The sequence below is a fragment of the Pseudomonas knackmussii B13 genome (genome assembly GCF_000689415.1).
Taxonomy (GTDB): domain Bacteria; phylum Pseudomonadota; class Gammaproteobacteria; order Pseudomonadales; family Pseudomonadaceae; genus Pseudomonas; species Pseudomonas knackmussii.
Map to the genome: position 1 here is coordinate 2343452 of NZ_HG322950.1, position 19850 is coordinate 2363301.

The 19850-nt window shown below is 66.9% G+C and carries 21 protein-coding genes; 11 read left to right on the forward strand and 10 right to left on the reverse strand.

Annotated elements, in window-relative coordinates; all coding sequences use genetic code 11:
• Nucleotides 1-13: 13 nt before the first annotated feature.
• From PKB_RS11115 to PKB_RS11140, 6 genes are all read left to right on the forward strand, one after another.
• Nucleotides 14-904: a LysR substrate-binding domain-containing protein gene (locus PKB_RS11115; RefSeq protein WP_043251719.1), complete on the forward strand. Its 891-nt coding sequence runs from the start codon at nucleotides 14-16 to the stop codon at nucleotides 902-904.
• 19 nt (nucleotides 905-923) lie between these two features.
• Nucleotides 924-2309 carry a threonine synthase gene (gene thrC, locus PKB_RS11120; RefSeq protein ID WP_043251722.1) on the forward strand — a complete coding sequence of 462 codons (1386 nt, stop codon included), beginning with the start codon at nucleotides 924-926 and terminating at the stop codon, nucleotides 2307-2309.
• Complete coding sequence (locus tag PKB_RS11125; RefSeq protein WP_043251723.1) at nucleotides 2306-2743, forward strand: Lrp/AsnC family transcriptional regulator; 438 nt, start codon at nucleotides 2306-2308, stop codon at nucleotides 2741-2743. The genes thrC and PKB_RS11125 overlap by 4 nt, the downstream gene beginning before the upstream one ends.
• A 195-nt stretch (nucleotides 2744-2938) precedes the next feature.
• Nucleotides 2939-3982 carry a homoserine dehydrogenase gene (locus PKB_RS11130; protein WP_043251724.1) on the forward strand — a complete coding sequence of 348 codons (1044 nt, stop codon included), beginning with the start codon at nucleotides 2939-2941 and terminating at the stop codon, nucleotides 3980-3982.
• Nucleotides 3983-3994: 12 nt separating this feature from the next.
• Nucleotides 3995-5413: an aldehyde dehydrogenase family protein gene (locus PKB_RS11135; RefSeq protein ID WP_043251725.1), complete on the forward strand. Its 1419-nt coding sequence runs from the start codon at nucleotides 3995-3997 to the stop codon at nucleotides 5411-5413.
• A 96-nt stretch (nucleotides 5414-5509) separates the two neighbouring features.
• The gene (locus PKB_RS11140; protein WP_043251726.1) at nucleotides 5510-5857 is read left to right on the forward strand and encodes a RidA family protein; all 348 of its coding nucleotides are present in this window, start codon (nucleotides 5510-5512) and stop codon (nucleotides 5855-5857) included.
• A gap of 294 nt (nucleotides 5858-6151) precedes the next feature.
• Here the strand turns inward: PKB_RS11140 and PKB_RS11145 are convergent, their stop codons facing one another.
• Nucleotides 6152-7138, reverse strand: a complete 987-nt coding sequence (locus PKB_RS11145) for a GlxA family transcriptional regulator (protein ID WP_043251727.1) — start codon at nucleotides 7136-7138, stop codon at nucleotides 6152-6154.
• Between the two features lie 112 nt (nucleotides 7139-7250).
• On the opposite strand from PKB_RS11145, the gene PKB_RS11150 reads away from it, so the two are divergent.
• Together PKB_RS11150 and PKB_RS11155 are read left to right on the forward strand one after the other, a co-directional pair.
• Entirely contained in the window at nucleotides 7251-7892 is a 642-nt protein-coding gene (locus tag PKB_RS11150) for an HD domain-containing protein (RefSeq protein ID WP_043251728.1), read from the forward strand.
• Nucleotides 7893-7989: 97 nt separating this feature from the next.
• Entirely contained in the window at nucleotides 7990-8640 is a 651-nt protein-coding gene (locus PKB_RS11155) for an HD domain-containing protein (RefSeq protein WP_043251729.1), read from the forward strand.
• A gap of 35 nt (nucleotides 8641-8675) precedes the next feature.
• Here PKB_RS11155 and PKB_RS11160 read toward each other — a convergent pair whose 3' ends face one another.
• Genes PKB_RS11160 through PKB_RS11185 form a run of 6 tightly spaced genes read right to left on the reverse strand, consistent with a single transcriptional unit; the run spans nucleotide 8676 to nucleotide 14380 of the window.
• A complete protein-coding gene (locus tag PKB_RS11160) occupies nucleotides 8676-9638 on the reverse strand; it encodes an aldo/keto reductase (RefSeq protein WP_043251730.1) in 963 nt (320 codons plus the stop codon).
• 22 nt (nucleotides 9639-9660) lie between these two features.
• Nucleotides 9661-11268, reverse strand: a complete 1608-nt coding sequence (locus tag PKB_RS11165) for a gamma-glutamyltransferase family protein (RefSeq protein WP_043251731.1) — start codon at nucleotides 11266-11268, stop codon at nucleotides 9661-9663.
• Nucleotides 11269-11284: 16 nt separating this feature from the next.
• The gene (locus PKB_RS11170; protein WP_043251732.1) at nucleotides 11285-12064 is read right to left on the reverse strand and encodes an amino acid ABC transporter ATP-binding protein; all 780 of its coding nucleotides are present in this window, start codon (nucleotides 12062-12064) and stop codon (nucleotides 11285-11287) included.
• Nucleotide 12065: 1 nt separating this feature from the next.
• The gene (locus PKB_RS11175; protein ID WP_043251734.1) at nucleotides 12066-12833 is read right to left on the reverse strand and encodes an amino acid ABC transporter permease; all 768 of its coding nucleotides are present in this window, start codon (nucleotides 12831-12833) and stop codon (nucleotides 12066-12068) included.
• An 11-nt stretch (nucleotides 12834-12844) separates the two neighbouring features.
• Entirely contained in the window at nucleotides 12845-13654 is an 810-nt protein-coding gene (locus PKB_RS11180) for an ABC transporter substrate-binding protein (RefSeq protein WP_043251736.1), read from the reverse strand.
• 60 nt (nucleotides 13655-13714) lie between these two features.
• Nucleotides 13715-14380, reverse strand: a complete 666-nt coding sequence (locus tag PKB_RS11185) for a GntR family transcriptional regulator (protein WP_043251738.1) — start codon at nucleotides 14378-14380, stop codon at nucleotides 13715-13717.
• Between the two features lie 444 nt (nucleotides 14381-14824).
• Here PKB_RS11185 and PKB_RS11190 point away from each other — a divergent pair, with 444 nt between their 5' ends.
• Both PKB_RS11190 and PKB_RS29070 read left to right on the forward strand, forming a co-directional pair.
• Nucleotides 14825-15055 carry a hypothetical protein gene (locus tag PKB_RS11190; RefSeq protein WP_043251741.1) on the forward strand — a complete coding sequence of 77 codons (231 nt, stop codon included), beginning with the start codon at nucleotides 14825-14827 and terminating at the stop codon, nucleotides 15053-15055.
• A 213-nt stretch (nucleotides 15056-15268) separates the two neighbouring features.
• Nucleotides 15269-15625 (forward strand): YkgJ family cysteine cluster protein, encoded by a 357-nt coding sequence (locus tag PKB_RS29070; RefSeq protein ID WP_084166789.1) that lies wholly within the window; start codon nucleotides 15269-15271, stop codon nucleotides 15623-15625.
• Nucleotides 15626-15873: 248 nt separating this feature from the next.
• On the opposite strand, the gene PKB_RS11195 is transcribed toward PKB_RS29070, so the two are convergent.
• From PKB_RS11195 to PKB_RS11205, 3 genes are all read right to left on the reverse strand, one after another.
• Nucleotides 15874-16914: a sterol desaturase family protein gene (locus PKB_RS11195; protein ID WP_052355239.1), complete on the reverse strand. Its 1041-nt coding sequence runs from the start codon at nucleotides 16912-16914 to the stop codon at nucleotides 15874-15876.
• A 314-nt stretch (nucleotides 16915-17228) separates the two neighbouring features.
• Nucleotides 17229-17918: a GNAT family N-acetyltransferase gene (locus tag PKB_RS11200; protein ID WP_043251743.1), complete on the reverse strand. Its 690-nt coding sequence runs from the start codon at nucleotides 17916-17918 to the stop codon at nucleotides 17229-17231.
• Nucleotides 17919-18240: 322 nt separating this feature from the next.
• Nucleotides 18241-18582, reverse strand: a complete 342-nt coding sequence (locus PKB_RS11205) for a YciI family protein (protein WP_043251745.1) — start codon at nucleotides 18580-18582, stop codon at nucleotides 18241-18243.
• Nucleotides 18583-18879: 297 nt separating this feature from the next.
• On the opposite strand from PKB_RS11205, the gene PKB_RS11210 reads away from it, so the two are divergent.
• Nucleotides 18880-19806 carry a cation diffusion facilitator family transporter gene (locus tag PKB_RS11210; RefSeq protein WP_043251747.1) on the forward strand — a complete coding sequence of 309 codons (927 nt, stop codon included), beginning with the start codon at nucleotides 18880-18882 and terminating at the stop codon, nucleotides 19804-19806.
• Nucleotides 19807-19850 lie beyond the last annotated feature (44 nt).

The following is a 19850-nucleotide window of genomic DNA, read 5'->3' on the forward strand; positions in this document are numbered from 1 at the left end:
TGAGGAGCCGTCGTTGAGCCAGAAAGCCTTGCCCCCGTTGAACTGGCTGCGCGCCTTCGAAGTGTCGGCGCGCCACCTGAACTTCACCCACGCGGCGGAGGAGCTGCACCTCACCCAGGGCGCGGTGAGTCAGCAGATCCGCCAGCTGGAAGGCCAGCTCGGGGTGGCGCTGTTCAAGCGCCTGCCCCGGGGGCTGGGCCTGACCGAGGAGGGGCAGTCGTACCTCCCGGTCGTGCAGGACGCCATCAGCCGCCTGGCGGTGGGCACCAACGAGATCTTCGGACAGCGCCAGCGCCGGCCGCTGAAGGTGCGCGGCAGCCTCTCGTTCCTGCACTTCTGGCTGGCGCCGCGCCTGGAGGACTTCCGCCGGGCGCATCCGCAGATCGACATCCGCTACATCAGCAACCTGTGGGTCAAGGAACTCGATGCCGAGGACGACCTGGAGATCCGCTGGGGCAGCGGGCAGTGGGCCGGCGTCGAGGCGCAGCGACTGACCTGGGATTACCTGGTGCCGGTCTGCTCGCCGGCGCTGATGAGCGCCTCCGGCCTGCGCGAGCCGCGCGATGTGGCGCGGCTGCCGCTGCTGCACGTGCTGGGCTACGAGGAGGGCTGGGGCTACTGGCTGAAAAGGGTCGGGGCCGGCGATGTGGATTATTCGAGCGGCATGCAGTTCGACACCCTGGTCTCCACGCTGCGCATGGCGGAGCTGGGGCTGGGGATCGCCCTGGCGCGCTCGTCGCTGGTCGAGGACCTGCTGGGCGAAGGCCGCCTGGTGGCGCCTTTCGCCCAGCGCATCGAGGCCAGCGAGTCGTTCTACCTGGTGCGTGGCCTGGGCGAGGCGCTGACCCCGGACGCACAGGCCTTTTCCAACTGGCTGGTGGCGATGGTCCACCGCCAAACATGAGTACGAACCTGGAGTGACGATGCAGTACACAAGCACGCGCGGCGCCGCGACACGAGTGGATTTTCGCACGGTGGTCCTGTCCGGCCTGGCCGAGGACGGCGGGCTCTACGTACCGGTGTCGCTGCCGCAGTTCAGCGCGAACGAGATCGCCAACTGGTCCTGGCTGCCGTTCGACGAGCTGGCCTGGCGCGTCATCTCGCCCTTCGTCGGCGACAGCATCGACGAGGCGAGCCTGAGGTCGCTGGTGAGCGACAGCTATAGCCGCTTCCGCCACCGGGCCATCGCCCCGCTGCAGCAGATCGGCCACAACGAATGGGTCTTGCAGCTGTTCCATGGGCCGACCCGCGCGTCCAAGGATTTCGCCGCGCAATTGCAGATGCGCCTGGTGCAGCATTTCCTCGGCGAGAACGGCGACCGGGCGATGCTGGTCGGTGCGAGCAATGGCGATACGGCGGTGGCGGCCATCGAGGCGCTCGATGCCTGCCCGGGGGCCAGGCTGCTGGCGCTCTATCCGCGCACCGGCACTCCGGGCGACCGCATGGCGATCCTGCAGGCGGCGGATTCCGGCCGTGTCTGCGCGCTGGCGGTGGACGGCAGCTTCGACGATTGCCAGTCCCTGGTTTCCCGGTTGTTCCGCCAATGGCCGTTGCCGGACGTGGTGCCCATCAGCTTCAACTCCACCAACTGGGTCGGCGTGCTGGCGCAGATCGTCTTCTACTTCCACGCCGCGCTGCAGTTGGGCGGGGGCCTGCGTCCGGTGGGCTTCAGCGTGCCGGCGGCCAGCTTCGCCGAGATCTACGCCGGCTTCATCGCGCAGAAGATGGGCCTGCCGATCAACCAGATCATCGTGTCCACCAACCGCAACGACGCGCTGCACCAGTTCATCCATAGCAACCGCTACAACACGGGCTCATCCAGCCACACGCTGTCGCCGGCCATGGACTTCTCGCTGTTCTCCAACCTGGAACGCTTCGTCTGGGAGCTCTACGAGCGCAACGGCCCGGCGACCCGCGCGCTGATGGAGCACTTCGAGTACTGCGGCGAGCTGAGCATCGGCAACCGCCAGTGGCTGCAGGCTCGCATGCTGTTCGACTCCTACGCGGTGGGCGATGCCCAGACCCGCGAGGAGATCGCCACGCTGTTCCGCGAAACCGGTTGCGCGGTGGACCCGCACACAGCCACGGGCGCCTTCGCCGGGCGCCTGCACCGGCGCAACATCGGCGCGCCCATGGTGACGCTCGGGCAGATCGCGCCGGAGAAGTCGGCGGCGCTGCTCGCCGAGCTCGGGGCCTGGCACGGCGAGGTGCCGGCCAGCGCCGCCCTCGGCGCCCCGGCGCGGGTGCTAGGCCGTGACGACCTGCAGGGTCTCGGCGAAATCCTGGCGCAGTTGCAGGCCGGCCGATGAAGCGAATCCTCGACCCGCTCGACGAACGCATCCTCGCCGAACTCACGGCCAACGCGCGGATCGCCCACGCCGAGCTGGGCGCGAAGGTCAACCTGTCGCGCAATGCCGTGCGCCAGCGCATCGAGCGCCTGGAGCGCGATGGCGCCATCCAGGGCTACACGCTGCGCATCGGCGAAGGCCGGCGCCCGGCCTCGCTGATCAGCGCGGTGATCTTCGTCTACCGCTACGACCGCATGCGCGGCGAGGCCGTGCTCGACGCGCTGCGCGGCATCCCCGAGATCGTGCAGTGCGAGGTGCTCAGCGGCGAGTTCGACCTGATGCTGCGGGTCGAGGCCGCGAGCCCCGAGCGCGTTCACCTGGTCTGGAAGGAAATCGCCGCCATGCCCGGCGTCGAGAACACGGTGACTTCGTTCGTTCTCTCGGCGGTGATCTGACCCTTACCGCCCCAACCGACCGCTGTTTCGCCAACGCCGCCCGGACGCTGTCCGGGCGGCGTTTTTTCGTTGTGGCGCGGGCTGCCCGGGACTGGGCAAAACGCCCAACAAATACAGCGTTTTGACCTATTCAACTGCCATGGCCCGAACCCTAGGCTGAGCTCCATCGAACAACAGCCTGGAGGAAGGCAAACCATGACCGAATACAAGATCGCCCTCGTTGGCTTTGGTGGTGTGAACCGTGGCCTGGCCCAACTGATCGCCGAGCGCAACGCCACCTGGCAGGCCGAGCTGGGCTTCAGCCTGAGCATCGTCGGCGTCACCGACCTGTTCCTGGGCTCGATCATCGACCGCAACGGCCTGGACGCCTCGACCCTGGCCAGCCTGCCGGCAGCCAAGGGCGCCTTCGCGCAACTGCCGGGCGGCTCCGCCGAAGCCTTCAACGAAGCGGTGATCAAGCAGTCCGGCGCCGACATCGTCGCCGAAGCGACCTTCACCAACCCGGTGGACGGCGAGCCGGCGGCGACCTTCTGCCGCTGGGCCCTGGAGGCCGGCAAGCACGTGGTCACCACCAACAAGGGCCCGATCGCCCTGCATGGCGCCGAGCTCAAGCAACTGGCCAAGGCCAACGGCGTGGCCTTCGAGTACGAAGGCTCGGTGATGAGCGGCACCCCCGTCCTGCGCCTGGCGAACAAGACCCTGGCCGGTGCCGAGGTGCGTGGCTTCGAAGGCATCCTCAACGGCACCTCCAACTACGTGCTGACGCGCATGGAGGAGGGCCTGAGCTTCGACGAGGCGGTGGCCAAGGCCCAGGAGCTGGGCTACGCCGAGGCCGACCCGAGCGCCGACGTGGACGGTTATGACGTGCGCCTGAAGGTCGTCATCCTGGCCAATGAACTGCTCGATGCGCACCTGCAGGTCAGCGACGTCGCCTGCAACGGCATCCGCGGTATCAGCTCCGCCGACATCGAGCGGGTGCGTGACTCGGGCGCGCGCTGGAAGCTGATCGGTTCGGCCCGCCGCGAGGACGACGGTTCGGTGCGCGCCAGCGTCGAGGCCCGCCTGCTGCCGAGCTGGCACCCGCTGATCGGCATTTCCGGCGCCACCAATGCGGTGTCCTTCGAGACCGCGCTGCTGGGCGCAGTAACCGTTTCCGGACCGGGCGCCGGACGCATCGAGACGGCCTTCGCGCTGCTCTCGGACATCGTTGCCATCCACGCATCCCGCCACAAGGCCTGAGGAACGAAGCCCATGAGCCCGACTACCGCATCCCTGGCCGCGACCCCGCAGCCCACCCAGATCGACGTGTTCAGCCCCTTCGACGGCAGCCTGGTCGGCAGCGTGCCTTGCCTCGGCCCGCAGGACGTCCCGGGCCTGCTCGCCATCGCCCGCCAGGGCGTGCGTGAAAGCGCGGCACTGCCACGGCACCGCCGCGCGAGCATCCTCGAGCGCACCGCGCAGCTCATCGAACGCGATGCCGCCGATTTCGCCGGGCTGATCGTCGACGAGGCGGGCAAGACCCTGCGCCAGGCGGAAAAGGAAGTGAAGCGCTGCATCAACACGCTGAAGCTTTCCGCCGAGGAAGCGCGACGCAATGCCGGCGAGGTCGTGCCCTTCGACGCCTATGAGGGCTCGGAGTCGCGCCACGGCTGGTTCACCCGCGACCCGCTGGGGCTGATCCTCGCCATCACGCCCTACAACGACCCGCTGAACCTGGTCGCCCACAAGCTGGGCCCGGCCATCGCCGGCGGCAACTCGGTCATCCTCAAGCCTTCGGAGCTGGCGCCGCTGTCCGCGCTCAAGCTGGTCCAGTACCTGGTGGAAGCCGGCCTGCCGGAATCGGTGGTGACCGTCGCAACGGGAGGCGCCGACCTTGGCCGGGCGCTGGTGGCGGTGCGCGAGGTGCGCATGATTTCCTTCACCGGCGGTTTCGCCACCGGCGAGCAGATCGCACGGGGCGCCGGCCTGAAGAAGCTCGCCATGGACCTGGGCGGCAACGCTCCGGTCCTGGTGCTGGAGGACTGCGACCTGGGCGCCGCCGTCGAGTCCTGTGTATCGGGCGCCTTCTGGGCGGCCGGGCAGAACTGCATCGGCACCCAGCGCATCCTGGTCCAGGCGTCGATCTACGAGCAGTTCCGCGAGCGCTTCGTCGAACTGACCCGCGCCATGGTGCTCGGCGATCCGGGGCGGCGCGAGACCGATATCGGCCCGATGATCACCGAGGCGTCCGCGCGGCGGACCGAGCAGCTGGTGAGCGAGGCGCTGGTCGAGGGTGCGCGCCTGCTGTGCGGGCACAAGCGCCAGGGCGCGCTCTACGCGCCCACGGTGCTGGAGAATGTCGGCCACGACAGCCGCCTCTGGCGCGAGGAGGCCTTCGCCCCGGTGGTCATGCTGGAGCCGTTCGACGACCTGGAGCAGGCGGTGGCGGCGGCCAATGCGCCGGAGTACAGCCTGCACGCCGGCCTGTTCACCCGCGACCTGTCCCTGGCGCTGTCGCTGGCCCGGCGCATCGAGGCCGGCGGGGTGATGGTCAACGATTCCTCCGACTACCGCTTCGACGCCATGCCCTTCGGCGGCTCCAAGTACGGCAGCCTGGGCCGCGAAGGCGTGCGCTTCGCCTACGAGGACATGACCCAGCCCAAGGTGGTGTGCATCAACCAGCTCGATTGAGTTCGGCTGACGACCTTCACGGCCGTCATTTTCACCGGGTGGGTCCGCTCGCCGCGCCACCCGGTGTTTTTTCAGCGCATCGACAGGGAGCAAGCGATGATCACGCGTTATGCAGAAGGCGCCAGGATGTCCCTGGCGGCGGCCTTCGGGCCCTTTTTCGAGACCGCCGGAGTGGCGGCGGAGGATACGAGCCAGGATGTGCAGGGGCAGCTCAGGGAGGTGCTGGCAACCATCGACGGGTTGATGGCCGAGGCGGGTGTCGGCAAGGAGCAACTGACCCGGGTGCAGATCTGGCTGGCCGATTACGCCCACTTCGATCAGGTCAACGCCATCTACGACGCCTGGCTGCAGGGCTATCCGAAGCCCGCTCGCGCCTGCGTCGGTGCCGATCTGGGGGAGGGCTACCAGGTGGAAGTGCAGGTGTTTGCCATCCGCGCTGTCTAGCTCGCCTGGCGCCTCTGGCTGGAGCATCGCCAGCCTCCTGGGGGGAAGGCGGGCCATGGATTCAACCGGTTGACGCAACAGTCCATGGCGGTATGCCGCGAAGGGCTGGCCTGGTGCTGTTATGGACTCGCCCAGGAACCACCTGTGCTCTTGCGGCCATGCGCCGCGACTTTGCCCTGGCGCCGATGGCCCTGGCTAATAGTCGCGGTCCCCGCGAAGCGCCAGCGCCGGCCAGGCCTGCCTTGCGTAACGCGACCAAGTGGGCGAAATGAATACCGAACAGGGCATCCTGTCTCACTCCAGCACCGTTGCGTGACGCTTGCGATACTCCGCCGGCGTCACCCCCACGACGCGCATGAATGCCCGCCGCAGCGTGTCGACGCTGGAGAAGCCGCATTCCGCCGCCACCTGCTTGGGCACGATGTTTCCCTCCTCGAGCAGGAGCCTCGCCGCCGACACCCGCGCGGCCTCGACCCAGCTGGCAGGCGTTAGGCCCACTTCATCGCGAAACAGGCGCGACAGGTGCCTTGGGCTGACGCCGATGCGCGCCGCCAGGCTCCGCACATCGTGGGGTTGCGCCGGGTGCGCCGCGACCCAGCGCTGCAGCTCCTGCAATGCCGAGCGATTCGCCGCCGCGGGCGCTTCGCGGCGGCTGAACTGCGCCTGGCCGCCGGGACGTTTGAAATACATCACCAGCTGGCTGGCGACCTTCAGGGCGATGTCGCGGCCCAGGTCTTCCTCGACCAGGGCCAGTGCCAGGTCCATGCCGGCGGTGACGCCCGCTGCCGTGCGCAGCTTGCCGTCGCGCACGTGGATCGCATCGGCATCCACCGTCACCTGCGGATAGCGCCTGGCCAGTGGATCGGCCATCGCCCAGTGCGTGGTGATTCGCCGGCCATCGAGCAGGCCGGCCTCGGCCAGGAGGTAGGCTCCGCTGCAGACGGAGCCGAAGCGGCGGGCCAGGGGCGCCGTGCGACGGATCCAGTCGAGCACCCGCGGCTCGGCGGGCGCGTCGCCCACGTGCGGCGCGCCGGCGACCAGCAGCGTGTTGAACCTGGGCAGGCTCGTCGCTTGGGGATCGTCCTCGATCACGATGTCCGGCAGCAGCCTGGCGCCCGACGACGCCCGCAGCGGACCGTGGCGCAGCGCTACCACCTGCAGGCGGTAGATCTCGGCGCCGGCTTGCACGTTGGCTTCGGCGAAGACGTCGAGCGGGCCGGATATGTCCAGCAACTGGAAGCCTTCGATGGCCAGAAGGCCGATGTTGCGTGCGCTAGGCATGGCGGGTGTCCGGAATGTTCGTGGATGGCTCGATTCGTCGTGTTAAGACGATTGAAGACATTGTGCGGCGACTCATAGACTCGAAACAACCCCCACCGAACAGGAGTCGACCATGAGCCTCACACTCGGCGACATCGCCATTCCCGACAGCAAGCTGGCCCGCGAAATCACCGAGCTGGTGCGCGATACCGAATCGCCTTTGCTGTTCCACCACTCCAGCCGCGTCTACTACTGGGCCGCGCTGGCGGCCCGGCATCGCGGGTTGCGCTACGACGCGGAACTGCTTTACGCCGGCGCCATGTTCCACGACATGGGGCTGACCGCTGCGCACAGCAGCCATGACAAGCGCTTCGAGGTGGATGGCGCCAATGCGGCCGCGGACTTCCTGCGCAGCCGCGGCATCGGCGAACGCGAGGTGGAGAAGGTCTGGACCGCCATCGCCCTGCACACGACGCCGGGCATTCCCGAGTTCATGGCGCCGGAGATCGCGCTGGTGACGGCAGGCGTGGAGATGGATGTGCTCGGCATCCGCTACCACAGCTTCGCCGAGGCTGACCGCGAAGCCGTGGTGCACGAGCATCCGCGTACCGAGCAGTTCAAGGAGGACATCATCCAGGCCTTCTACGACGGTATCCGGCACAAGCCCGAGACCACCTTCGGCAACGTCAAGGCCGATGTGATTTGCGACAAGGAGCCGCATTTCTATCGAGGCAACTTCTGCAGCGTGATCCGCGCATCGGCCTGGAAGGGCTGAGCGGGCCACCCGGGAGATGAACGCCCCCGGCGTTGCCCGCTCCCTCGGCAACGTCGGGGTAAGCAGGTAGACGAACCAGACGAAGGAGGTAGTGACCATGCAAACGAAAACCACGCGCGGCGCTGCGCTGCCGGACAGCCAGTTGGCACGCGAGGTCAGGCAGCTCATCCGGGACACCTGCAGCGAACTGCTGTTCGCGCATTCCACGCGCGTCTATCTGTGGGGCGCGTTGCTCGGCGAGCGACGGGGCCTGACCTTCGACCCCGAACTGCTCTATGTCGCCGCCATGTTCCACGACATCGGCCTCACGACGCTCTATCGCGACAGCCAGCTGCGCTTCGAGGTGGATGGGGCGAACGCCGCGCGCGATTTCCTGCGCAGCCATCGCATCAGCGAATCCGACATCGACAGGGTCTGGAATGCCGTCGCGCTGCATACCACGCCGGGGATTGCGGAGCACATGCATGCCGAAATCGCCCTGCTGCAGGCGGGGGCGGGCATGGACGTGGCCGGGCGGGGATTCGAACAGTTCACCGATGAAGAAAGGAGCCTGGTCCTGGCGGACTATCCCCGCGAGCGCGATTTCGCCAACCGGATGATCGACACCTTCTACCAGGGCATGAAGCACCGCCCCGCGAGCACCTTCGGCACCTTCAACGACGACTTCCTCGCCCACCGGGATCCCACCTTCGAGCGGGTGGACCTGTGCAACATCATTCTCCATTCCCGGTGGGAAAAACCGTGCTGAGCGCTGGCCGGCTCGCCCAGCACGGAGCGCCTTCGCTATGCCGTTGCGGCGCGGCTGGCGCCGTTCAGGAGTGCCAGGCTGTCGCTATCGAGCTGCAAGGTGCTGGCGCGGATCAGTCTGGCCATCTGGCTTTCGCTGGTGGCGCTGGCGATGGGTGCGGTGATTCCCGGCTGCTGGCGTAGCCAGGCCAGCGCGGCTTCCGAGGGGGCGATGCCGTGGCTTTCGGCGACCTGGTCGAGGGCGGCCAGGATGCGCATGCCGCGCGCGTCGAAGTACTTCTCCAGGTCTTCGCGGCGGGCGCTGTCGCCGAGGTCGGCCAAGCGACGGTACTTCCCCGAGAGGAAGCCGGAGGCGAGGCTGAAATAAGTCACCACCGCGCAGCCTTGCTGGATGGCGATTGGCAGGCTTTCGGACTCGAACCCCGCGCGGTCGTAGAGGTTGTATTCCACCTGCAGCGCCGAGTAGGGCGGCAGGTCCAGTTCGTCGGCGGTCGCCCTGGCCGCCTGCAACTGGGCCGGGCTGAAGTTGGAGGCGCCGATGGCGCGGACCTTGCCGGCGGCGACCAGGTCCTCGTAGGCGCGCAGGGTTTCCTCGTGCGGCGTCTGCGGGTCCGGGTAGTGCGAGAAGTAGAGGTCGATGTAGTCGGTCTGCAGGCGTCGCAGCGAATCCTCCGCCGCCTGCAGTATCCAGCGTCGCGAGAGTCCCTTGCGGGTCGGCGAGAGCTCGGCGCCTACCTTGGTGAATAAGGTAATGCGGTCGCGCTGCCCGGGCCGGGAGGCGAGCCACTTGCCGATGATGCGTTCGGACTCGCCGCCGCTGTGGCCTGGCACCCAAGTCGAATACATGTCCGCGGTGTCGATGCTGTTCAAGCCGGCATCGAGGAAGGTGTCGAGCAGGCGCAGCGAGCGGCTCTCGTCGATCGTCCAGCCAAACACGTTGCCGCCCAGGACGAGCGGGGAAATGGCCAGCTCGCTGGCCGGAATGGATTTGAGGGGCATGTTGGCTCCTGGCCGATAGCTGTCAGCAGACCGCGATGTGCGAGTCGGCCCGTGGTTCAGTCCCGCCGCAGAGAACGCCGGTTTCTGGGTCGCGAACGATGATCTGGCCGCGACCGTAATCGGTCAGGTCGCATGCCACTTCCACCTCGTGGCCGCGGCGGGCGAGGGCGAAGGCCAGGTCGCGCGAAGCGCTCTGCTCGATGCCCACCTTCATCCCGCCCAGCCATTGCCAGCGCGGGGCGTCCAGCGCGGCTTGCGGGTTGAGGCCGAAGTCCACCAGGTTCATCACCACCTGCACGTGGCCTTGCGGCTGCATGTAGCCACCCATGACGCCGAACGGGCCGACCGCCACGCCGTCCTTGCTGAGGAAGCCGGGGATGATGGTGTGGAAGGTCTGCTTGCCCGGGGCCAGCGCATTGGCGTGGGCCGGGTCGAGGCTGAACTCCGAGCCGCGGTTCTGCAGGGCGATGCCGCTGTCGGGCAGCACCACGCCCGAGCCGAAGCCGTGGTAGGCGCTCTGGATGAACGAGACCATGTTGCCTTCGCCGTCGGCGGTGGCGATGTACACCGTGCCGCTGGCGTGCGGGTCGCCGTGCTGCGGAGCCTGGGCGCGCTCGCCGATCTCGGCGCGGCGGCGGGCGGCATAGTCGTCGCTCAGCAGGGTGCTGGCCGCCACGCGCATGTGTTCCGGGTCGGTGATGTAGTGCAGGCCGTCGGCGTAGGCCTTCTTCATCGCTTCCAGCTGGCGGTGCCAGGTGAGCTGGCTGTCGCGCTGGTCGAAGTCAAAACCCTGGAGGATCTTCAGGGTCATCAGGGCGATCAGGCCCTGGCCGCTGGGCGGGATCTCCCAGACGTCGTAGCCACGGTAATTGGCCTTGATCGGCTCGACCCATTTCGGCCGGTAGCCGGCGAGGTCCGCTGCGCTCAGTTGGCCGCCGGTGGCCGCCGAATGTGCTGCCAGGCGTTGGGCGATGCTGCCGCGATAGAAGCTTTCGCAGCGGGTCTCGGCCAGTTCGGCGAGCGTCCGCGCTTGCGCCGGGTTGCGGAACAGCTGGCCGGCCCTGGGCGCTTGGCCGTCGATCAGGAAGGTGTCGAACCAGGCTTGCAGCACCGGCTCGCGTTCGCGGCTGGCCTGGTATTCCGCCTGGGCGATGCGCCACTGGTGGGCGACAACTGGCGACACCGGGAAGCCGTCGCGGGCCAGGGCGATGGCCGGTTGCAGCAGGTCGGCGAAGGGCAGCTTGCCGTAGCGTTCGGACAGCTCGGCCCAGGCCGAGGGAATGCCCGGCACCGTGACCGGCAGCCAGCCGTGCACCGGCATCGTGGCGTGGCCCGCGGCCTTCACCTTGTCGATGGACAGCGAGGCCGGGGCGTAACCGCTGGCGTCCAGGCCGTGCAGTCGGTCCTTGATCCAGACGAGGGCGAAGGCGTCGCCGCCGATGGCGCAGCCGGTGGGCTCGACCACCGTCAGCGCTGCAGCCGTGGCGATGGCCGCATCGATGGCATTGCCGCCGGCGCGCAGCATGGCGATGCCGGCCTCGGCGGGCCGCGGCTGGGGCATGCCGTTGCGGGCGAACACGCTCTGGCGCTGGGAGGCATAGGGGTATTCGTGGGCAGAAAAGCTCAGCATGGAGAGAGTCCTTGAATCACAGCACGCGGCTGAGGAATTCCCGCGTGCGCGGATGATGGGGGTTGCCGAACACCTGGGCTGGCGGACCTTCTTCGATGAGCTCGCCCTGGTGCAGCACCACCACGCGGTCCGCCACTTCGCGCGCGAAGCCCATCTCGTGGGTGACGACCACCATGGTCATGCCTTCCTCGGCCAGCTCCTTCATCACCTGCAGCACCTCGCCCACGGTTTCCGGGTCGAGCGCGCTGGTGGGTTCGTCGAAGAGCATCGCCTGCGGCTTCATCGCCAGGGCGCGGGCGATGGCCACGCGCTGCTGCTGGCCGCCGGAGAGCTGGGCAGGGTAGTGCTCGGCCTTGTCCGCCAGGCGCACCCGGGCGAGCAGGCGGCGGGCCAGTTCGAGGGCTTCGCCGCGCGGCACGCCGAGCACCTGTACCGGCGCCTCGATGATGTTCTCGAGCACCGTCATGTGCGGGAACAGGTTGAAGCGCTGGAACACCATGCCGATGTCGCGGCGGCGCCGGGCGATGTTGCTTTCCGAGTCGCGCACGAGCTTGCCGTCGGCACGCTCGCGGTAGCCCATCAGCTCGCCGTTGACGCGAATGCTGCCGCCCTGGATGTCTTCGAGCAGGTTGATGCAGCGGATGAAGGTGGTCTTGCCCGAGCCGGAGGCGCCGATCAGCACCACCACCTCGCCCTTGTGTACGTCCAGCGACACGCCCTTGAGAATCTCCAGCTCGCCGAAGGCCTTGTGCACGTCGCGGGCCTGGATCACCACGTCTTTCGCGGTCGGGATCATCTCAACGCCCCCTCAGCAGTTTCATGGCCTGCTGGCCGAACATCCGGCTAGGCGCCGGCGCGTGGCCCTCGGACTTGCCGAAGCGATTTTCCAGCCAGCGCTGGAAGAAGCCCCAGAGGGTGGTCAGCAGAAGGAAGTAGATGGCCACCACCAGGTACAGCTCGAACACGCGGAAGGTCGCCGAGGTGACCATCTGGGTGCTCAGCAGCAGTTCCTGCACGCCGATCACGCTGACCAGGGTGGTGTTCTTCAGCATCACGTTGAACTCGTTGCCCAGCGGCGGAACGATGACGCGGAAGGCCTGGGGCAGGACGATGCGCCGCATCAGCTTGGCGAAGGTCATGCCCAGGGAACGCCCGGCCTCGTACTGGCCCTTGTCCACCGCGCCGATGCCGGCGCGGATGATCTCGGCCATGTAGGCGCCCTCGTTCAGGCCCAGGGCGATGATCGCCGCCTGGATGTTGCCCGGCAGGATGAACAGCCCGAGGTTCAGGTCCTCGAAGCGGAACACTCCGCCGGCGGCCAGGGCCGTGTAGAGGAAGACGATCTGCACCAGCAGCGGCGTGCCGCGCATCAGCCACACGTAGAAGCGCACCGGGTATTGCAGCAGCGGGTTGGACGACAGCCGCATCAACGCCGCGAGCAGCCCCAGCACGCAGCCCAGGAGCATGGCGCCGACGGCGATCACGCAGGTCAGCCAGAGGCCGTACAGGTAGATGTCGCTCGGCTTGAGCAGGTATTGCCAGAACACGTCCCAACTGAAGTTCATGACCGGTCACCTCAGTCGAGTTTGTCGCCTTCGATATGCCATTTGGCGAGCAGCGCGTGGTAGCTGCCGTCGGCCTGCATGTCCTTGATGATCTGCTGCACGGCTTCGCTCAGCTGCTTGTCTTCCTTGCGAATGCCCAGGCCGGTACCGATGCGCGCGAACGCCGGTACGCCGATCTCGAAGAGGTCCGGTGCCATGCCCTGGTAATAGCCCGCCGTCTCCACGGTGGTGCCGTAGGCGTCGGCTTGCTGGATGCGCAGGGCCTGGAAGGCATCGGTGTCGGTGTTGTAGACGACCACCGTCATCGGTGCCTTGCCGGCCTTCTTCAATTGCTCGTTATGGGCGTCGAGCAGGGTGCGGATGGTCGAGCCGTTGAGCACCGCGACCTTCTTCCCGGAGAGGTCGTCCAGGGTGTGGATCCCCTTGGGATTGCCCTTGGTCACCACCACGGCCTGGCTGGAGTACATGTAGTTGACCATGTCGATCACCTGGCGCCGTTCGGGCTTGTCGAACAGCTGGTCGACCAGCATGTCGCACTGCCTGGCCAGCAGCGCCGGGATCAGCCCGGAGAAGGGCGTCACCCGCCACTCGATCTTCTTGTCGCCCAGCCGCTTGGCGATGGCTTCGCCAAGGTCGACGGTGACCCCGGTGAGCTTCTGCGAGCTGTCGTAGAAGCCCATGGGCGGGGAGTCCATGCCGCCGCAGAACACCATCTTGTCGGCGTTCTGCAGGCGGTCGGGGATCTTCACCGTGTCGGCGTGGGCGAGCGGGGCGGCCAGGCAAAGGGCGATAAGGCACTGCGGAATCCTGCGTACGAACATGTTCAGCTCCAGTGGGTGAGGTTGCCGGGGCAGTTCAGTGGGACAGGCGAAGGTCGGGTCTCAGGCGCCCGTTGCTTCGAGGAACCGGGTGAGCGAGGGCACGGTGCCCTCGATGTGCTCGCAGAGCACCCGCTCGGCTTCGCGGGCATCGCCCGAGCGCAGGGCGTCGAGGATCACGGCGTGCTCCTCGCGGGCGCTCATGGGCTTGTCGACGTGCTGCAACCACAGGCGCATGTGCGGTTCGATCACCGAGTACAGCGCGGTGATCTGGCGCATCAGCCGCGGGCGCCCGGCCAGGCTGCAGAGGTATTCGTGGAAGGCGCGGTGACGGCTGACCCATTCGGCGCTGTCGTCGCGGTAGTCGTCCATTTCGTCGAGCATCCGCTCCAGGCGGGCGATGTCGCGCTCGGTGAGCTTGGGGACGGCGACGCGGATCGCCAGCCCTTCGAGGGCGCTGCGCATCTCGAAGACTTCGTGCATCTCCTCGATGTTCAGGCCGCTGACGATGGCCCCGCGGTTCGGCCGCAGGGTAACCAGGCCCTCGGCGTCCAGGCGTTTGAAGGCGCCGCGCACCGGCATGCGGCTCATGCCGATGTCGCTGGCGATGTCTTCGGCGACCAGGCGGTCGCCGGTCTTGTAGCGGCCGGTACAGATGGCTTCGAGCAGGTAGTCGTAGGCCTCGTCTTCGGCGCTCATGGGTTGGCGCGGGGCAGGTACCAGGCGCATGGGGTCGCTCCTTTTGGATGTTTGGATCCAATTATCCATGAATTCAAAAAGGCAAAACCCATGCCACGAGCCTGTGAATGGGCTCAAGTAATTGATTTTGTGGAGATTGATCGGGGGAGGGCGGTTTGCCTGAAGTGGGGTGCTGGGGTGGAATGTAACGATGGCGTGCACGCATGGCCTTGTTCTGGTGCGTGACGGGCTTCTTCGTAACAGGCCTCCGGGATGACCCGGCAAGGAACATCGCCCCGTCCCCATTCGCAGCCCGGGTACCGCAGTCATCTCAGGCTCATCAACTGGGGAATGTGAATTGCATTATCATGTAATGATAATGGTTGATGCCCGGCGCTGGCGGCTCCAGCAGGAAGGCCGGCCGGTGCTGAAGTGAGTCCCCGGTTGCCGCAGCCACCGGGCCGCCGAGTAGCAAGACGCAGAGGGGTGCAATGAATGAGACGAACTGATGTGAGGGCCCGGCATGCCGAGGGTGTATCCTTCGACACCCATGTGATTGCCAATCCCACCAACACCAAAGAGTGGATCGTGTTCTTCAAGAAGAACGCCGGGAGAAGCTTTTTCCTGGTGGATGAGAACGAGGAAGTCGAGTCGTTCGCGCACCTGGATGACCTGATCCACGAACTGCGTGACCTCGGAATCAAGAGCGCAGAGATCCATATCTGAGTTGCCGGCCATTGGGATGCGACTTTCTGGCCAGTGAAACGCGAGCAGCTGACCGGCCAGGGTGAAGGGTTCTGGATGGTCTGCCCGGGAATCGGCCTGGTGCGGTTTGGCCACGAGCGCTGCGCCTGGGAGTTCCTGGCGAGCGCAAGGCGCGCGTCGAGGCACCGCCTGGCTTCCGCTAACGATGAATGACGAAATGAGTTGGCCAATCAAGTGAGCTGTACAACCCGTCGAAAGATCGAGCACTTGCGTCGGCAGATTCCGGCTTTCGCCTGCGTGCCAGGCTGCCACGACTGCTGTGGGCCGGTGACCGCCTCGTCCGAAGAAGTGTCGCGACTCCCCGTGAAAAGCGACGCTGAGCATGACGCGGCCCTGGCGCAATGGAATTGCGTGCATCTGGGGGCGAACGGCTGCGAAGTCTACGAGGAGCGTCCATTGATCTGCCGCCTGTTCGGGACTACTCCGAGCTTGCCCTGCCCACGCGGCCGCGGTCCGGAAACGCCGACAGAGGCGCATGTCGAACGCCAGGTGCATGAATTGATTGCCAGCACCCGCCAAGTGCTGGTCTAGCGGACCTGCGCGAAGTTCATCGCCACGCTGGATGAATCGGCAGCGCACAGGCTGCATGGAGGCTTGGTCACATCGGGTGTCCTTCTTCCGGGCTTTTTGCTGGCAGGGCTGCAGAACAGAAGAGAGCAGGGCCGCGCAGATGCAGGGCGCCTGGTATTGCCCAACCCTGGACGTGAGCGACAAGCGCTTGCCTGGCGGGCGACGCGACGTTCAGGGTCATCGCGGGCTGCCGTTTCGCTCGTCGCCCGCTACGAATACTGCGTAGACGCTGCCTCGGTCGGCGCAGCCTTGGGCTCCTTCGCCGGGCGGAGCTTGCGGATCGTTTCCACGAAGGGCGCGGCGATCAGGCTGTAGATCGTCAGGTAGCGGTCTTCATGCTGCTCGCCGACGCCGAAGCGGATGTGCTCGGGCGTTGGGCTGGTGACGTAGAGCGTGCCGAACATCCAGTCCCACACCGACAGGTTGGTGCCGAAGTTCTTGTTGAAGTGCCGGGGGGAGTCGCTGTGGTGCACCTGGTGCTGGGCGGGGCTGTTCAGCACGTGCTCGATGATCGGCCCGAACGACAGCCAGACATGGCTGTGGCGCAGGTTCGAGGCCAAGGCATTGAAGATGAAGACCAGGTAGGTCACGCCGAACAGGGTGTAGCGGCTGACCTCTTCGCCGCACAGGTACCAGAAGACCCCCGCGTAGGCGCCAACGGTGATGGACGTCACCAGGTTTTCAACGATGTCTTCGACGAAATGGATGCGACTCGCCGTCACCGGCACCAGCACGGGCGCCGAGTGGTGCACCTTGTGGAACGCCCACAGCCAGCGGCTGTGAAACGCCCGGTGGACCCAGTAGTTCCTGAGGTCGTTCAGCAGGAACAACCCCAACCCGTACAGCAGCGAGAGGGAGAGGCCCGCGCCCGTGCGTGGGCGTTCGCCCCACAGGCGGGTGAAGAAGGCGATGTAGTCGCCCGATTCCAGGATGTAGGGATCGACGAGACCCGCGATGGGCACTACCCAGGCGACGGTCAGGATGGCCCGCACGAAGTAGTAGCGGTAATCCAGCAACGCCGAGCGATGGAAGTGCACGCGGTTGCCGCCGATGAATTGCCAGAACGAAGGGGCGTCCGTCTGCCCGCGTTGCTTCCTGGATCGGTACAGGCCGTAGGCGACTGCATAGGAGATGAAGAGAAAGAGCACGCCGAGGCGACCGTTCAGGTCGAAGATGCCGCAGAACTGGTTGGAGACGGGCTCGATCACCAGTTCGCTCAGGTGGTGGTAGATCTGCGAGAAATCATTCACGGCGAATCGGTCTTCGTCGAAGGGCAGTGGCCAGTAACCGGCCTGCCCGCGGGTGCTGGGGCGGACCGGGCAGCAGGCTCGACCCTGTTCGGTTGTGGCTCTGAGTGCCTAAGGATCGCTTCTTGTTTTTGCGGCGATCCACCGACCGCGCCGGCGCGGCTACGATGCGCTTCGGGCTACGCGCGCCTTGGGGTGGATCTTGCGTGAGTCGCAATCCTATTTGTTAGTGATTCCTAACGTCAAACGGCACGGCGCGTCAGCGCGTTTCGCTTGGGCTGGATGCCGATGGGGCGGCAGGCTTCGCCCCCGGGGCGTCAGTGAATCGTGGGGAAGCGCTCTTTAACCAGCGCCTGGGCCTGGTAGGCCATCTGGTCGAGCAGGCGGTCGCGCTTGTCTTCGGCCTCGCTCATGGCCTTCTTGCCGCGTTGCTGCAGCAGGTAGGCGTGGATCTGCCGTACTTCCTTGGACTGGAAGATCGGCGCCAGGTCCTGCACGGCGACCATGCCGTTCGAGCGGTGGTCGCGGGTGTTCAGCAGCACGTGCGGCCCCTGCGCCGCCAATACCCGGAAGCCCATCGACTCGAACACCGGCACCTTGCTCGCCGCGCAGGCCAGCTCGACATGCGGGCGCTGCTCGATCATCTGCTGCAACAGGGCCCGGGCAATGCCGTGCCGGCGGTGGCTGGCCTGCACGGCCAGGTAGGCGAGGGTGCAGGCTTCGGCATCGTCCTGGCTCGGCAGGTACAGGGCGAAACCCAGCACCTGCGACGGGTCTTCGTCAGCCAGTGCCAGGATCAGGCGCGCGGGGCTTTCCGGGGTGCCGTTCATGGTCTGCAGATACAGGTGCACCTCGTAGCCGATCACGTACTGATACAGCTGGTACAGCGGGTTGCTGGGCGTCAGCGGCACCGGGCTGATGTCGCTGAAGTAGTCCACCACCATCTGCAGCACCTGGCTCTTCAGGGCTTCGGGCGGGGTGGTGTCCAGGTTTACGAGGGTGAACATCTGCAGCGGGCTCCGGGCGTGCCCGATCCGGGGGATCGGGGAGGGGCGCCATTGTAACGCCCGCGCGCGGTGAGCGTTGCGGGCTCGCCACATCCCTCGCATGCCTTCGCCGGTCTGGCGCCCTGCGCCTCGGCTCGACGGGGGGCTGCCCGGACCGCTCCAGGCTGATCGGCACCTGCTGCGCTGGAGCCGGCGTTCAGTGGGGGGCGCTTGCGCGAAGGCGGGGCGGGGTGTCGAGCGCACCGCATGTTGGTTCGCCGGCCGGGGACTATCCGTGGGCGGCATGGGTCTGCGGTCCATGCCTGGAGCAGCCAACAACCCCTCAGGACTGCGGGTCGAACCCGAAGACGCGAAGTTCTTGCTGGCACCGGCAGGCCTTCGCGATACGCGCGGCCCACGCAATGGCGTCCTCGCGAGAGCGCAGCTCGAGCACGGTGAAGCCGCCGTCGAGCGAGGGGGCCCAGGGGTAGCCGCCCTCGGCGAACGAACCGTCGGCGCAGACGAGCAGGGGTGGCACGGCTTCGTCGATGCCGCCGGCGAAGACGTAGACGCCGGCGGCCTTCGCGTCTTCGATCACGGCTCGCGCGTCGCGGCCCACGGCCTCCAGCTCGCCGTCGGGCACGATCATCGCGGCGCTGGGGAAGGAGATCAGGTACTTGGCCATGGTGCGCTTTCCTCGGGGGTGATGACGGTCGTGGCGTGAGGATTATGGGCCAGGCATTTGCGTCCGCGAGGCTTCGCTTCCGGCCGGTAGCGGCATGCCACGCGGGGTTGCCATGGGGCGGATGGGCATGCCCCGAATAGCGGCCAGCGCACTTGCGACAATGCACAGCGACATTGCCCGGGCGCCGATAGCCACGGTTTGGGCCCTGGCTTATAGTCGCGCCCCCCAGCGAAGCCGCCAGCGCCAGCCAGGCCTGCATCGGGCGACGTGACCCCGGAGGCGCAAGGAGCCCCTGCAATGAAAACCGAACAAGGCATCCTGCGCCTTTCCATCCTCGTGACCGTGCTGCTGGCCGGTTTCGGTATCGTCGTCGGCCTGCTTTCGGGCTCCTTCTCGATCGTCTTCGACGGCGTCTACTCGCTGGCCGATGCCAGCATGAGCGGCCTGGCGCTTATGGTGGCGACGCTGATCCGCCGCCACACCACCGAAGGCGACGCCAGCCGGCGCCTGGCCGAGCGCTTCAACATGGGTTTCTGGCACCTGGAGCCGATGGTCCTGGCGCTCAACGGCACGCTGCTGTGCGGCGTGACGCTGTACGCGCTGATCAACGCCATAGGCCGGCTGCTCAGCGGCGGTCACGCGCTGGAGTTCGGTTTCGCCATGCTCTATGCGGCGGTCGCAACCGTGGCCTGTTTCGCCCTGGCCGCCGTGCAATTCCGTGCCAATCGGCGCATCGGCTCGGACTTCGTCGCCCTCGACGCCAAGTCCTGGGTGATGTCCGGCAGCATCTCCCTGGCGCTGTTGATCGCCTTCGTCGTCGGCGACGTTGCCACGGCGAGTGGCCATGCGCAGATCGGCCCCTATGTCGACCCGGCGGTCCTGGCGCTGATCTGCCTGGCCATCCTGCCGATACCGCTGCTGACCATTCGCCAGGCCTTCAAGGACATCCTGCTGGTCACCCCGCCTGACCTGAAGCAGCACGTCGACGAGGTGGCCGCGGCCACTGTCTCGAAACACGGCTTCGTTGACTATGAGGCCTATGTCGCCAAGGTCGGGCGGGCGCAGCAGATCGAGCTGTACTTCATCGTCCCGCCGGGCTGGCCGGCACAGACCCTGGACGAGTGGGACCGGCTGCGCGACGAAATCGGCGAGGCCATCGGCGGCGAAGGCCCCAACCGCTGGCTGACCATCACCTTCACCACCGATCCGCTCTGGACCAAGTAACCCCGCTCAGGCCGCTGGATCGCGGCGCCTCACGCCGCGATCAG

What these genes read in the sequence shown, in the direction of transcription:
- PKB_RS11175 (WP_043251734.1), bottom strand. Translation starts at nt 12,833, where the DNA reads ATGAACTTCAGTTGGGACGTGTTCTGGCAATACCTGCTCAAGCCGAGC.
- PKB_RS11210 (WP_043251747.1), top strand. Translation starts at nt 18,880, where the DNA reads ATGAAAACCGAACAAGGCATCCTGCGCCTTTCCATCCTCGTGACCGTG.
- PKB_RS11205 (WP_043251745.1), bottom strand. Translation starts at nt 18,582, where the DNA reads ATGGCCAAGTACCTGATCTCCTTCCCCAGCGCCGCGATGATCGTGCCC.
- thrC (WP_043251722.1), top strand. Translation starts at nt 924, where the DNA reads ATGCAGTACACAAGCACGCGCGGCGCCGCGACACGAGTGGATTTTCGC.
- PKB_RS11145 (WP_043251727.1), bottom strand. Translation starts at nt 7,138, where the DNA reads ATGCCTAGCGCACGCAACATCGGCCTTCTGGCCATCGAAGGCTTCCAG.
- PKB_RS11150 (WP_043251728.1), top strand. Translation starts at nt 7,251, where the DNA reads ATGAGCCTCACACTCGGCGACATCGCCATTCCCGACAGCAAGCTGGCC.
- PKB_RS11140 (WP_043251726.1), top strand. Translation starts at nt 5,510, where the DNA reads ATGATCACGCGTTATGCAGAAGGCGCCAGGATGTCCCTGGCGGCGGCC.
- PKB_RS11155 (WP_043251729.1), top strand. Translation starts at nt 7,990, where the DNA reads ATGCAAACGAAAACCACGCGCGGCGCTGCGCTGCCGGACAGCCAGTTG.
- PKB_RS11185 (WP_043251738.1), bottom strand. Translation starts at nt 14,380, where the DNA reads ATGCGCCTGGTACCTGCCCCGCGCCAACCCATGAGCGCCGAAGACGAG.
- PKB_RS11170 (WP_043251732.1), bottom strand. Translation starts at nt 12,064, where the DNA reads ATGATCCCGACCGCGAAAGACGTGGTGATCCAGGCCCGCGACGTGCAC.
- PKB_RS11125 (WP_043251723.1), top strand. Translation starts at nt 2,306, where the DNA reads ATGAAGCGAATCCTCGACCCGCTCGACGAACGCATCCTCGCCGAACTC.
- PKB_RS11135 (WP_043251725.1), top strand. Translation starts at nt 3,995, where the DNA reads ATGAGCCCGACTACCGCATCCCTGGCCGCGACCCCGCAGCCCACCCAG.
- PKB_RS11160 (WP_043251730.1), bottom strand. Translation starts at nt 9,638, where the DNA reads ATGCCCCTCAAATCCATTCCGGCCAGCGAGCTGGCCATTTCCCCGCTC.
- PKB_RS11165 (WP_043251731.1), bottom strand. Translation starts at nt 11,268, where the DNA reads ATGCTGAGCTTTTCTGCCCACGAATACCCCTATGCCTCCCAGCGCCAG.
- PKB_RS11180 (WP_043251736.1), bottom strand. Translation starts at nt 13,654, where the DNA reads ATGTTCGTACGCAGGATTCCGCAGTGCCTTATCGCCCTTTGCCTGGCC.
- PKB_RS11190 (WP_043251741.1), top strand. Translation starts at nt 14,825, where the DNA reads ATGAGACGAACTGATGTGAGGGCCCGGCATGCCGAGGGTGTATCCTTC.
- PKB_RS11130 (WP_043251724.1), top strand. Translation starts at nt 2,939, where the DNA reads ATGACCGAATACAAGATCGCCCTCGTTGGCTTTGGTGGTGTGAACCGT.
- PKB_RS11200 (WP_043251743.1), bottom strand. Translation starts at nt 17,918, where the DNA reads ATGTTCACCCTCGTAAACCTGGACACCACCCCGCCCGAAGCCCTGAAG.